Origin of the sequence: Flavobacterium tyrosinilyticum, from assembly GCF_023656565.1 — a bacterium.
Lineage (GTDB): Bacteria > Bacteroidota > Bacteroidia > Flavobacteriales > Flavobacteriaceae > Flavobacterium > Flavobacterium tyrosinilyticum.
Window position 1 is genome coordinate 25,251 of sequence record NZ_JAMOKG010000001.1, and the last position, 13,211, is coordinate 38,461.

Genomic DNA, 13,211 nt, shown 5'->3' on the forward strand with positions numbered 1-13,211 from the left:
AGAAAAAGAACATTTTACGTTATATAAAGATGAAAAACACGGAATATGCTATAGTCGATATCGAAACCACAGGCGGAAATGCCAGTGGAAGCCGTATTACAGAAATTGCCATTATTATTCATGACGGTACAAATGTATTGGATCGTTACGAAACACTTGTAAATCCTGAACAGGACATACCTCCTTCTATTTTTGGATTGACAGGAATTAACAACGAAATGGTAGCCAATGCGCCCATTTTTGATGCTATTTCAGAGAAAGTTTTGGAAATGCTAACTGATCGTGTTTTTGTTGCGCACAACGTGAACTTTGATTATTCATTCGTTCATCATCAACTGGAGCAAGCTGGTTTTAAATGGTCGGCAAAAAAGCTTTGTACAGTTCGTGCAGCTCGAAAAATCAAACCTGGACTGGGTTCTTATAGTTTAGGAAATCTGTGCAATTCTTTAAATATATCTTTAGAAAACAGACACCGTGCCGGCGGAGATGCCGATGCGACTGCTCTTTTATTTTCGCTTTTATTGGAATGGGACGATGCTGGAGAGATTGATAAAATGATCAAGAAAACAGCGCAAGATCAGCGCTTGCCGCCCAATTTACCACAAGAAGATTTTAATAATTTACCTGACAAACCAGGAGTCTATTATTTTTATAATCAGGCAAAAAAAGTGATTTATGTTGGAAAAGCAATCAACTTAAAAAAGCGTGTCACTTCTCATTTTACAGGAAATAATATCAAACCGCAAAGACAACATTTTTTAAGAGACATTCACGGAATTTCTTTTGAAGTCTGCGCGACCGAACTAATGGCGCTTCTTTTAGAATGTACTGAAATCAAAAAACTTTGGCCCACTTATAACAGAGCCTTAAAACGTTTTGAAGCCAAATATGGCATTTATCAATACGAAGCTCGAAACGGCTATAAATATTTGGCAGTTGGTAAATTGAGTAAATTTCAGACTTGTATTCATGAGTTTAATAGCCAATACGATGGCATTAATTTATTGCGAACTCTAGCCGAGCATTTTGAAATCGATCATCGTTTTTGCAAATATACAAGACCAGAAGAAGGCGAATTTTTCCAAAACAATGATACAAAAGATTTGCCAGACGTTTCATTTCATAACCAACAAGTCGACAATGCTATTGAATTTTTATTGAATAACAGACCAAGTTTTGCCATTATAGATAAAGGACGTTCTACAGACGAAAGAAGCTGTATTTGGATCGAAAATGGTCATTTTCATGGAATGGGCTACATTCCGAGAGATGTTGCCATCAACGATTCTGATGAAGTAAAAAATTATGTTACGCCTTATAAAAGCAATCAATATATTGAACAGTTAATTTTTGCTTACGCAGAAAAACATCCGAGAAAAATATTCTTTAACAAACAACTTTTCATTTCCTAAACCAATAAAAATAGAGCTGTAAAACTAAAATCTGAATTATGACACTATTTAGCGACACCGAATTATTTACTACAGGTTTGGGAGGAAAAAAAATATTTGACATTCCAGATTCTGAATTAATTTTAATCGATAACTTTTTTACCAAAGAAGAATCTGATGCTTTTTACGAGAGAATACTTCGCAAAACCAAATGGAGAGAGTATGAAATGGAAATTTACGATAAAACTTATACCGTTCCGCGAATGATTTCTTGGTATGAAGATAAAGATAATCCTGGGGCAGATCCAAACGGACCAGATTGGACTTATGAATTGTTAAAAATTAGAGGCCGTGTAGAAAAAGAAACACAGCTTGATTTTAATACTGTATTATTGAATTTATACCGAGACGGAAATGATGGCGTAGGTTGGCATAGCGACAAAGAACATAATACAGGTCCAAATCCTATTATTGCTTCCGTTACTTTTGGAGAAACGAGAATGTTTAAACTTCGCCATAAATTCAGAAAAGAAATTCCGCCAATTGAGATTCCGCTGCATCATGGATCCTTTTTGTTGATGGCTGGAACTACTAATAGTTTTTGGCAACATCAAGTTCCAAAAACGGCTCGAGATGTTTTACCAAGGATCAATCTTACCTTTAGAAGAACTAATCGAAATCTTTGATTTTTATAGCATTGAATCTTTAAAAAGAAGCAATTTTTACTCCAAACAACGTAAGATATTCCTTCTTTAAAAAGTTAAAACATGCACTATATGAACCTTTTACTAGGCAAAACCTATCTTTTTTACTATTTTTGCAACCTTTTTTAAAATACAATACCGTAATGGCTTATTCGAACAATGATTTAGCGCGTTTCTTAGACGCACAGAACAAACTTTATCTTACCGCTCTTTCTGAAATCAGTAAAGGGAAAAAAGAAACACACTGGATGTGGTTTATTTTCCCGCAAATAAAAGGCTTAGGAAAAAGCGATACTGCAAATCTTTATGCCATTAATGATTTAAAAGAAGCTACAGATTATTTGGAACATCCAATTTTGGGAAAACATTTAATCGAAATTTCAGAGTTGCTTGTGACTTTTAAAATGAAATCGGCTGACGGAATTTTTGGAGATTTAGATGCTCGAAAATTGCGTTCATGCATGACTTTGTTTTCTTTGGTTGAAAATGCAAATCCGATATTTCAGGAAATTTTGGACGCTTTCTTCTCTGGAGAAACCGATCCGCTTACTTTGTCTATTATTAATTCAACTATAAAATCTGTTGATGAACCAGTTACCATATAACTAGCGTTTTCAACGATTATTTACATTTAAAAGACACTAATTATAGTGTCTTTTTTTTGTTTGCAAACTTAGCAGTTTAATAAAACTGAAACATAAATCATTCATTTAAAAAGAATTAATCTTAAATTGCATAATTAACCTCAAATCTAAACCAAATTATGACCGAAAAAATCAAAGCTTTACAAATTATCCATCTTGGCATTTGCGTAGGAACCATTATCGCTTATTTTATTGTGGGCGATATTTCGCTAGAAACACTACAAGTTCCTACTGTTGATTCTGCTTCCATAATATATCTTGCAATTCCTGTTCTAGCCTTTGTTTTGAGTAGTATATTATTTAAAGCGCAATTAAAACAGATTGACCCAAAGCTAAAACTTGAAGACAAATTGCCTATCTATCAAACAGCTTCAATTATGCGATGGGCAGTTTTGGAAGGCGCTGCTTTTATTATTTTATTTCTTAAACCTGATTTTATACTATTTGGAATTCTTCTCATTATCTATCTTCTTTTTCTAAGACCAACAGAAGAAAAAATTAATAACGATTTATCCAATTAGTAAACCACACATACCTTAAATAAAAAAGCATCTTGAAATAGATCAAGATGCTTTTTTATTTAGTAGTTTTTCAACTTCAAATAGAAAATATTATTCGCTTGGTTTTGTTAAATAGTAAACTGGAATTCCAGTTAGCATAATTAATACTCCCCAGCCACAGGTTGAAAATTTTGTAATTAATAACGAAACACAAATTGCTGATGCTACAATAATATACACCATTGGCAAAAACGGATATCCAAAAGCTTTATAAGGTCTTTCTACATCTGGCATTTTTTTTCTTAGAATAAAAATTCCGTAAATAGTCAAAATGTAAAAAATCAGTACAATTATAATTACAAAATCTAATAAATCGCCATATTTCCCTGTTAGACATAAAGCTGAAGCCCAAACACATTGCGCCCAAAGTGCCCAAGCAGGAACACTCGAACTATTTAAAACAGCAGCTTTTTTGAAAAATAAACCATCTTTTGCCATTGTATAATAAACTCTTGCTCCAGCCATAATTAATCCGTTGTTGCAGGCAAAAGTCGAAATCATAATCATAATTGCGATAATCAAAGCTCCAATATTTCCAAAAATATAATCTGAAGCCACAACTGCAACACGATCAAACTTTGCTGTTGCAATTTCGTCAAACGGAATTACAGCCAAATACATCAGATTTGTCACAACATAAAGACAAGTAACAATAAACGTTCCTAGAAACAGGCTAAGACCAACATTTCGTTTCGGATTTTTAATTTCACCCGCGATAAAAGTCACACCGTTCCACGCATCGCTAGAAAACAATGATCCAACCATTGCTGCCGAAATTCCAGAAATTAGAGCCGTTCCACTAATTGGAAGCCATGAACCGCTTTCTTTGTCAAATGTTTTTGTACTCCATCCGTCTGCCCAGTTTGCATCCCAAACAGAAGCTTTGGCGGCAAGCGTTAATCCAAAAATAACTAAACCAAGAAGCGATAAAATTTTAATTATGGTTAAAACGGTTTGTAGAATTTTTCCGTTTTTCACTCCACGACTATTAATAAAAGTCAGAATGATAATGGTTAAAATCGAAACTAGTTGCGCTGCATTCAGTTTAAAGGCGCCTAATTCGTAAAGAATATTTTCATCACTTAACGGCTCATACAAATAAGCTGCAAATTTTGAAAAAGCCACCCCAACTGCCGCGATAGTTCCAGTCTGAATAACCGCAAAAAAACTCCAGCCGTATAAAAAGGCAATCAGCTTATTATAAGCTTCTTTCAGGTACACATATTGTCCTCCTGCTTTTGGGAACATCGCACTCAATTCGCCGTAACTAACTGCTGCGACAACAGTAATAAATCCAGACAAAAGCCAGATCAAGGTAAGCCATCCCGCCGAACCCACTTGTCTGGCTATATCGGCGCTTACAATAAATATCCCGGATCCGATCATAGAGCCAACCACAAGCATGGTTCCGTCTAAGAGGCCGAGTTCTCTTTTAAAATGTTCTTGGTCGTTTTCTTGCATTTTTATTGGTTTAGGTTGGCTAAAGATATACTTTTTTTGGAAATTTCAATTAAAGAAAACGATTTCATGATATTTATTGCATTAGGAAACTTTTAGTCTATTTAGTAAAAAAATTAGAGACTTTTCTTGTTTAAAATTTATTTGTCTTTGAACATTATATTGACTTATATTTATCACGAAACTAACTAACCTTTGAATTATACATTTAGACAATGTGTTAAAATTAGCATTCCCCATGAAATTACAAATTTTTACATTTTTATTCTTTTTACTTACTACTATTTCCCATTCACAAATACCTGTCGCTGGCGAACTTGATACTAGCTTTGGAGATTCTGGAACCTTAACTCTTGATGAAAAAATGTATCTTTTACCTTATTCAATTAAGGTTCAACCCAAAACAGGGGATATACTTATTGCCGGTTGTTATGAAAAGACCGAAGGGCATTTTGTTGGATTTATAAGAAAGTATGATTTTTATGGCAATCCTAAAAAAGATTTCGGAACAAACGGCTTTCTCGAAATATCTGATTTAGTTTATAAAAGCTATGTACTATACAGAACATATTTTGAATCTTCTGATAATGATTCTCGTATTTATATACGAGGAGCACGCTCTAATTTAGATGGTTCATCTGTTTATTTTATAAGTAGATATTTGTCAAATGGAACCCTAGACACAAGTTATGGAACAAATGGTTCAATTGATATTCATGGCCAAATACATGGAAATTATATTTACTCTCTCCTATTAAACCCTATTACTCAACATCAAACTCTTAATCGCTATAATTTATCCGATGGATCCTTAGATTCGTCATTTAATAATGGAGATCTTCCTTTTTCAAATTCAGAAATTACATTATATCGAAACCAATATGACCAAATAAACTTTCAAGATGATGGAAAAATAATTTTATCTGGATACGAAGGTCAAAGAGGTATTATTGTGTGTTTTGACAATACTGGCCATATCGATACAGGTTTTGGCGTTAATGGATTTTATAGAGCCGATCCGAATTATGTTAAAGATATTTTTTTTACTAAAATTCAATCTGATGGGAAAATTATTTTCCTAAATCGACAATTTACAACAAACAATCCTGCAACTATTTTAGGACGATTAAACAAAGATGGAAGTCTAGATACGAGCTATGGCGATTCTGGTTATTTCAGACATAGGCTATATGGCTCAATCTTTTTTGCAGACATAGCTCTACAATCCGACGACAAAATAATTTTTTGTGGCAGTTACAATTTCGAGAATAATGACGATAATTTTCTATATACTACAAGAGTATCTAAAGAAGGTAAACTTGATTTTTGGAAAAATGATTTACCAAGTATCTACTCTGAAAATTGGTCTCTAGCTTTAGTAAAAGATTCTTATTTGTTTTCATTAGGACTTAAAAGCCCTAATGTATTCGAAAAAAATTTTCCTCTTATTAGGAAAATGTTTTTAAAACAACCTGAAATTTCAATTAACGGAAGTAGTCTTCCAGATAATGCAACAGATATAGTTCTACCTACAACTGATGGTATTTTGTACACTATAGATAATGTGGTATTATCTCAAGGCGATATTAAATTTCGCTTAGACAAGTCAGATAATTTATATTGGGGCAAATCAGAATCAGCACCATTTCTTTCTGGAATATCTACTATGGGAGCTGAAACTATTAAAATAGACACACCAGGAACCTACAAAATCAATTTTAATATAAAAACTGGTGCTTATAGTCTTATTAATAATACATTGGGAATAGAAGATTTTAACAATCAAAAATTGAAATTTGTTTTTTATCCAAATCCTTCAAAAGAAAAAATAACTTTTAATGAGAACTTGAAATCAATAAAAGTTTATGCTACAGATGGAAAATTAATAAATAGTAATTTGGTTAATAACGAAATCAATATTAGCAGTTTTCCAAAAGGAGTTTATTATTTTCAAGTCGTGACAGAAAACGATACTATAATTGGAGATAAATTCATTAAAGAGTAGAAAACATATTGAACAAGACAGAAGAAATAATCAATAAGATCGCCCAAGATAAATTAGATTTTCATCTTGGGTTGCATATTTTGCTAGAAGAAGATTATAGTTTTAAAGAGCTTTTTAATACTCTACATAACTATATTATCAATTCTATTCCAAACAAAACAGATTATAATTCAGAAGCGTATCAAAGAGCAATAAATAGTATTCCACTAAAACCAACTTTCACGCCAATTATAATCTTAAAAAGTTTCTCCAATAAAATTGCTTTCTATAAATTGGCTTCACTGCCAGAAAATGAAAATAAAAAAGTAATAACTTCTTTACTTTGGATTTTTAAAATTACAGATACAGAAAGAAGAAATACAGAATGCAAAAACGGCTGTGGTCATTTTTGGCATGAATTAGAATAACTTTTAAATGAGTTTTTCAATTTTAAATTGAAAAACAACAGAACAATCTTTTATCCTTGGTTTTGAAGCATTAGAATTTTTCATTAATTTTAAATAAAAACAGCATCATGACTTGGGATCCAAAAAAATACAACGAATTTAAAGAAGAACGTTCTAAACCTTTTCATGATCTTACAAGTCATATTGTTGACAAACCCAATCTGAAAGTTATAGACCTGGGGTGCGGAACGGGTGAACTTACCCAAAAATTATATCAAAAACTTACCAATCCGTTTGTTTTGGGTATCGATAATTCTGCTGAAATGTTAGCGAAAGCACCAATACAAGAAAATCTTGAGTTTAAAGATAAAACCATTTTAGAACAGATTGCTGATGAAACCAAATGGGATTTGATTTTTTCAAACGCCGCATTACAATGGATTGATAATCATTACGAGCTTTTCCCAAAAATTATATCGTGCATTAATTCAGGCGGACAGCTAGCTGTTCAGATGCCGCAGCAAAATGAAAATATCCTCAATAAAATACTTTTCCAATTGGTGCAGGAAGAGCCCTTTGCATCGTATCTTAAAAATTGGACACGTCCTTCACCAGTATTGACTTTAGATGAATATGCCAAAATCCTTTTCGAAAATGGCGGTACCGATTTGGTTCTGTATGAGAAAGTTTATCCTATAATTTCTACTAATAAAGATGACTTTTTTGAGTTCATTTCGGGTTCTGCCTTAACTGCTTATCAAGAAAGATTGAATGAGCAGGAATTTACCGCTTTAACAACAGAATTTAAGAAAAGAATAGATGCTTATTTTCCTTCAGTTCCTTCAATCTATGCGTTTAGACGATTGATTATTTACGCTAAATTTTAAAGAGACGATTCACTGAGTGAGCCTTTAATCTTTAAACAAAAACAAAAATTTTTTTTGTTTATTTTAATGCATCGCAAATTCCTTTTTCACTTCAAAATTAAATTTAAAAGTTGCTTTTTTTACCAATATTCCAATAAAAAAAGCCCTCAAAAAAAACGCAACAAATTAACAACCAAATACTTAAATAAAATTATTTAGAATGGAAATATTTTTGTTTAGCATCTATTTTTTTTCTTAAAACCATAAGATAAATTTTACTATATTTGAGATAATCATTATAAAAGCATTTACAAAGAGCGAAATACCTTAACAAGTGTTTAACGTATAATATAGATTAATTTCCCCCAAATAATTATTTATTCATACTGACAAAAAACGCAAAAGGCACTTTTTCATTAACCTACTAATTTTAAGATTATGTCTAAACTGCAAGCTTTAAAAAACTTTCGTTTCCCAAATGTTTTCATCCTTATTTTAATCGTTTTTATTTCGTGTGCATTGCTAATCTGCATCAATTTTTTTACAATTAAAATCTTATCTGCCAATAGAGCTTATGTAAACGGGGAATCACATTATTCGAAAGGACAAAAAGATGCATCAAGACATTTAATTACCTATTTATTCACCAAAAACCATACACAATGGAAATTGTTTCTTGAAGAATTAAAGGTGCCCCAAGGAGATGGTATTGCAAGAATCACGCTTTTGAAAGCTGGAGACAATAAAGTTGCTCGCAATGGATTTTTAATTGGCCGAAATCACGAAGATGATCTAGATGATCTTATCTGGCTATTCGAAAATTTTAAAAATGTCAGCTTTTTATCTAAAGCCATAAAAGAATGGGGAGAAGGAGATCAATTAATTTTTGATTTATTTGTTATCGGCCAGCAGATTAATGCAAAAATCGAACATAATATTTTAACCTCAACAGATCAGAAAAAACACTTAAAGCAAATTAGCTCAATAAGCGACCAATTAACTATTAACCAACGTAACTTTTCTAATACGCTTGGTGAAGGAACCCGAAAAATAAAAGATTTACTAATTATCACAAACATCTTTTTTATTCTGGTTATAATCTGCAGCGTTTGCCTTTATTATTCGATAATGGTCAAAAGACTACTAGTTTCGAAGAAAGAAACAGAAGTGAAAAATGAAAATCTGATTATTGTAAATCGCGAATTGGATCGATTTGTCTACAGCGCCTCTCACGACTTGAGATCCCCAATTACTTCTTTAAAAGGCCTTATCGAAATAACAGCATTGGAGGACGACGCACAACAGGTTCGGAACTATTTAGAAATGATGCATCAAAGCCTTGAAAGGCAAGATCAGTTTATAAGTGACATTATTGATTATTCTAAAAACAAAAGAAAGGAAATAATCCTGGAGCCCGTAAGCCTGAAAGAGTTGTGCAATGAAGCCATCCTTCAATTAATGCATATTGAGAATGCAAACAGAATTAAATTCACGCAAGAACTTTTAGTAGATCAGATTGAAAGTGACGGTCTTCGTTTAAAAATAATCATCAACAACCTACTATCCAATGCTATAAAATATGCCGATTGCAGTAAACAAGAAATGTTTATTACAATAAGAACCTATTTGAGCGAAGGATTAAATAAAATTGAAGTAACAGATAACGGAATTGGAATTCATGATGATCATAAAGCCAATATTTTTGACATGTATTTTGGAACAAACAAAAATAAAGGCTCGGGATTAGGCCTTTATATCGTCAAGGAAGCAGTTGAAAATATTAAAGGAGATATTTCTGTTTTTTCAGAAAGCAGTGTTGGAAGTAAATTTATAGTAACAATACCAAATTCATATGCCACATAGATCTCAATTTATAATTATAGAAGACAATTTGATTGATCAATTTGTCACTAAAAAATTACTTAAAAAAGGACTTGACATTAATCCTATCTACATAGCTAATAATGGACGAGAAGGAATTAATTGGATACTAAAGAATCAGCCGCAAAATCCTTTGATTATTCTTTTAGACATTCAGATGCCTATTATGAATGGTTTTGAATTTTTGGAAGAATTTGACAGATTACCAGAAGATTTAAAAAAAAGAACTGAAATTTTTGTACTTTCTTCGACCTTAGATATCGATGAAATTAAAAAAGTCAAAGAGAATAAATATGTGTCCGCCTTTTGGACTAAACCTTTTAGATTAGAAATATTGAAAAATGCTTTTCTAGAAGCTTAATTTAAAACGCGATTTACCTGAGAGAAAGCTCTTGTGTAATATGGTTCTTTTGTAGAAGAAATCATAACACCGCCATGAGTTGATGAATGTACGAATTTAATCTCACCATCAACATTTTCAACAACCATACCTACATGATTTATATGACGTCTGCCGTTAGTTCTAAAGAAAATTAAATCGCCTTTTTGAGCCTCATCTGAAGCAACTTTTGTTCCTATTCGAGATTGTTCTATTGAGCTTCTCGGCAGTTTAATATCAAAATTACCAAAAGTACAGAACATTAATCCCGAACAGTCGAAACCTGCTTTTGTTGTTCCGCCTGATCTATATCTAATACCTATATTTTCAGTTGCACTTGCTATTATCTGATCAATTAATCCAGAATAATCTCCTGTCCTTACAACAGTTGAATCTCTTTTTATTTCTGGAGCAGCTTGAGCTACTTGATTAGAAGGAGTATCTATTTGTGAATTATTATCTTGTAATGCTTTTGCAGACTGAATCGCATCTGCTTTTTCTTTTGGAACGCGAATTTTTAACAGATACCCAACAGGAACTTTTCCTTTAATTGATGGATTCTGGCGTTCTAATTCTGCAACCGTAATACCATATTCTTTAGAAATTCCGTATTTTGTTTCTTTAGGCTTAACTTCTCTTATAAGCTCAACATCTGTTGAAACTACTTCTGAAGCAACTGGAGTTTCATTTGGCGAACTACTATTCGTCGCTACGTTATTGGAAGGAATATTTATTTGCTGTCCTATTTTTAAGCCTTCTGTTTCCAAAGATGGATTTGCTTTCTTTAGATCCTCAACAGAAACATTATATTTTTTAGAAATTCCCCAAAGCGTTTCTTTTGAGGCTACTTCGTGAGTTCCAGAAGCATTAAGAGGAGTATCGTTTACTGCAATTTCTTCATTTTTTGACTTTATTTTTGCAGTACTTTTATTTTTATTGGGAATTAAAAGTGTTGAATTTAGTTTTAATACCTTAGGAGCATTTGGATTTGCATCTGCAATATCTTTTACTTTCACTCCATATTTTTTAGCAATAACAGAAAGATTTTCCCCTTTTGAGATCTTATGCTTAATGAAATTATCCTGCGCAAAAGCTCCAACACTGAAAAAAAACAACACTATTATTAACCGATAAATCATACTCTCTTATTAAAGTGTTTACACTTTTTTAAATTATACATTTATTTCAACTCAAAAAAAGCAAATATATTGCCTAAAAAGCGAATTTAACTTTTTAAAGTAAAAAAATCGGTATTTTTAACAATTATTTTACCTCAAATTAACAGCCTCGGCATAAAAATTGAGCCAACTTTTTGAAAAGCAGTTTTTTATAAAAAACAACCTTTTTAAAAATTTCTAACCAAACTAAAACCTAAGATTGTGAAAAAATTACTCTACATTGTCATTTTATTGCCTTTTATTACAAATGCGCAAACAATAAGCGGAATTGTTAAGTCTGAAACCACTAATTTACCAATCGAAGATGCAAACATATATGCATTACGAGCTCAAATAGGTACCATAACTAATGATATTGGAGAGTTTTCATTAAGCAAAGCAAAAGCAAGCGATACACTCCAGGTATCACATATTGGCTACCTAACAGCAAAAATTGCAATTGCTGATTTTAAAAAGTCAAATTTTATCATTTCACTTAAAGAAGACATCGAAACTCTTAATAATATTGAGATCACTAATCGTCAGGCGAAATTAAAATCTAAACTTGACTTTATTCGTCTCGAATCCTTAAATAATGTTCTTTACTCTTTTGGTTCGACAGTCGTAAATGGCAAAATTTACATCATAGGCGGTGACATCAGCGAAGAAGAGAATGTACTAAAGATTTTAAAGGAAAGAAGCATAAGCTATGACAACGATCCTAACTTCCAAAAAAAATATCTACAATTACTTCAAATGCAAGTAGCCAAAAAATTTTACAGGGAAGACTTGCTTATTTACGATACTAAAACAGATGTATGGGAGAAATCAAATACAAAATTCAAGAGAAGAGCTTATCATAACGTAAATTGCTACAACAATACGCTTTATGTTTTAGGAGGTAAAAGAATGTCCACAAATCAAAGATTTGAATATTTAGAAAACGAAATTGAAGTTTTTGACATTAATAAAAACTCGATTAACATTGACAAAACCAATCCTCATATGGCTGCAGACTTTGCTTCTTTTGTCTATAAAGACAATATTATTGTCATGGGCGGCTCTACAAAAAAGACTGAAAAAGGAGAAAAAACTTTTACAGACAAAGTACACATGTACAACATCACTTCTGGATTATGGTATGAGCTAGAAAAAATGCCTGTTGCCAAAGAAGTAAAAGGAGTTTTGATTGGCGATAAAATTTTTACTGTCGGAAATAATGACAACAAAAGCTTATCTGAGATTCAGAGTTTTGATTTAACAAACGAAACTTGGAAAAATGAAGCAACTCTAATTTCTCATTTAGAAAATCCGGCAATTGCTTACAATGTTGATGATATTTACCTTTTTGAAGATGGGAAGCTTTCAATCTACAATACAAAATCAAAACAAATTAAAGAATACTTTGTTGATCTTCAATTAAGAGATGCCACCATGCATCTTATAGACAACAAATTGTACATTCTTGGAGGCTATTCATTTGGTTCGTTCATGAAAATTCCTTCATCAAAAGTGTACAGCATTTCTATTGACGAATTTGACACTACCGCACCAAACCGTATTAGAATTTTGTCTCAAAATAATGTTGCTCAAAGAAACTAACTCATGATAAAAATGCTCTGCAAAAAAACAGGGCTTTTTTTTATGTCTTATTTTAAAAATAGAAATAAACTTTGATTTTAACTGAAAGTCTATTTCATTTCATTGGAACTCAAAAAATTTAATACTAAATTTACTTCAAATCAGCCACTATAATTTAGAAGCTCATCTTTGAAGAATT

The 13,211-nt window shown here is 31.9% G+C and carries 12 protein-coding genes; 10 read left to right on the forward strand and 2 right to left on the reverse strand.

The window, feature by feature from the left end:
- Positions 1-29 precede the first annotated feature (29 nt).
- From NCC77_RS00115 to NCC77_RS00130, 4 genes are all read left to right on the forward strand, one after another.
- A complete protein-coding gene (locus NCC77_RS00115) occupies positions 30-1,412 on the forward strand; it encodes an exonuclease domain-containing protein (RefSeq protein WP_250833854.1) in 1,383 nt (460 codons plus the stop codon).
- A gap of 38 nt (positions 1,413-1,450) precedes the next feature.
- Positions 1,451-2,077 carry an alpha-ketoglutarate-dependent dioxygenase AlkB family protein gene (locus NCC77_RS00120; protein WP_250833855.1) on the forward strand — a complete coding sequence of 209 codons (627 nt, stop codon included), beginning with the start codon at positions 1,451-1,453 and terminating at the stop codon, positions 2,075-2,077.
- Between the two features lie 161 nt (positions 2,078-2,238).
- Entirely contained in the window at positions 2,239-2,700 is a 462-nt protein-coding gene (locus NCC77_RS00125; RefSeq protein WP_250833856.1) for a DUF1810 domain-containing protein, read from the forward strand.
- Positions 2,701-2,858: 158 nt separating this feature from the next.
- Positions 2,859-3,260 (forward strand): MFS transporter, encoded by a 402-nt coding sequence (locus NCC77_RS00130; RefSeq protein WP_250833857.1) that lies wholly within the window; start codon positions 2,859-2,861, stop codon positions 3,258-3,260.
- Positions 3,261-3,350: 90 nt separating this feature from the next.
- On the opposite strand, the gene NCC77_RS00135 is transcribed toward NCC77_RS00130, so the two are convergent.
- Positions 3,351-4,760, reverse strand: a complete 1,410-nt coding sequence (locus tag NCC77_RS00135) for an APC family permease (protein WP_250833858.1) — start codon at positions 4,758-4,760, stop codon at positions 3,351-3,353.
- A gap of 235 nt (positions 4,761-4,995) precedes the next feature.
- Here NCC77_RS00135 and NCC77_RS00140 point away from each other — a divergent pair, with 235 nt between their 5' ends.
- The 5 genes from NCC77_RS00140 (at position 4,996) to NCC77_RS00160 (ending at position 10,256) form a co-directional block, all read left to right on the forward strand.
- Positions 4,996-6,762: a T9SS type A sorting domain-containing protein gene (locus tag NCC77_RS00140; protein WP_250833859.1), complete on the forward strand. Its 1,767-nt coding sequence runs from the start codon at positions 4,996-4,998 to the stop codon at positions 6,760-6,762.
- An 8-nt stretch (positions 6,763-6,770) separates the two neighbouring features.
- Positions 6,771-7,169 carry a DUF5958 family protein gene (locus NCC77_RS00145; protein ID WP_250833860.1) on the forward strand — a complete coding sequence of 133 codons (399 nt, stop codon included), beginning with the start codon at positions 6,771-6,773 and terminating at the stop codon, positions 7,167-7,169.
- Positions 7,170-7,276: 107 nt separating this feature from the next.
- Positions 7,277-8,035 carry a methyltransferase domain-containing protein gene (locus tag NCC77_RS00150; protein ID WP_250833861.1) on the forward strand — a complete coding sequence of 253 codons (759 nt, stop codon included), beginning with the start codon at positions 7,277-7,279 and terminating at the stop codon, positions 8,033-8,035.
- Between the two features lie 417 nt (positions 8,036-8,452).
- On the forward strand, positions 8,453-9,877 hold the full coding sequence (locus NCC77_RS00155; protein ID WP_250833862.1) for a sensor histidine kinase: 1,425 nt from the start codon (positions 8,453-8,455) through the stop codon (positions 9,875-9,877).
- Complete coding sequence (locus NCC77_RS00160) at positions 9,867-10,256, forward strand: response regulator (protein WP_250833863.1); 390 nt, start codon at positions 9,867-9,869, stop codon at positions 10,254-10,256. The genes NCC77_RS00155 and NCC77_RS00160 overlap by 11 nt, the downstream gene beginning before the upstream one ends.
- Here NCC77_RS00160 and NCC77_RS00165 read toward each other — a convergent pair.
- Positions 10,253-11,413 carry a C40 family peptidase gene (locus NCC77_RS00165; RefSeq protein WP_250833864.1) on the reverse strand — a complete coding sequence of 387 codons (1,161 nt, stop codon included), beginning with the start codon at positions 11,411-11,413 and terminating at the stop codon, positions 10,253-10,255. The two genes, NCC77_RS00160 and NCC77_RS00165, sit on opposite strands and share 4 nt — an antisense overlap.
- Before the next feature lie 240 nt (positions 11,414-11,653).
- Here NCC77_RS00165 and NCC77_RS00170 point away from each other — a divergent pair, with 240 nt between their 5' ends.
- Positions 11,654-13,033: a Kelch repeat-containing protein gene (locus NCC77_RS00170; protein WP_250833865.1), complete on the forward strand. Its 1,380-nt coding sequence runs from the start codon at positions 11,654-11,656 to the stop codon at positions 13,031-13,033.
- Positions 13,034-13,211 lie beyond the last annotated feature (178 nt).

Bases quoted from the DNA above. Each gene is read 5' to 3' on its own strand.
- NCC77_RS00150 (WP_250833861.1), top strand. From the start codon at position 7,277: ATGACTTGGGATCCAAAAAAATACAACGAATTTAAAGAAGAACGTTCT.
- NCC77_RS00125 (WP_250833856.1), top strand. From the start codon at position 2,239: ATGGCTTATTCGAACAATGATTTAGCGCGTTTCTTAGACGCACAGAAC.
- NCC77_RS00135 (WP_250833858.1), bottom strand. From the start codon at position 4,760: ATGCAAGAAAACGACCAAGAACATTTTAAAAGAGAACTCGGCCTCTTA.
- NCC77_RS00155 (WP_250833862.1), top strand. From the start codon at position 8,453: ATGTCTAAACTGCAAGCTTTAAAAAACTTTCGTTTCCCAAATGTTTTC.
- NCC77_RS00130 (WP_250833857.1), top strand. From the start codon at position 2,859: ATGACCGAAAAAATCAAAGCTTTACAAATTATCCATCTTGGCATTTGC.
- NCC77_RS00160 (WP_250833863.1), top strand. From the start codon at position 9,867: ATGCCACATAGATCTCAATTTATAATTATAGAAGACAATTTGATTGAT.
- NCC77_RS00165 (WP_250833864.1), bottom strand. From the start codon at position 11,413: ATGATTTATCGGTTAATAATAGTGTTGTTTTTTTTCAGTGTTGGAGCT.
- NCC77_RS00120 (WP_250833855.1), top strand. From the start codon at position 1,451: ATGACACTATTTAGCGACACCGAATTATTTACTACAGGTTTGGGAGGA.
- NCC77_RS00115 (WP_250833854.1), top strand. From the start codon at position 30: ATGAAAAACACGGAATATGCTATAGTCGATATCGAAACCACAGGCGGA.
- NCC77_RS00140 (WP_250833859.1), top strand. From the start codon at position 4,996: ATGAAATTACAAATTTTTACATTTTTATTCTTTTTACTTACTACTATT.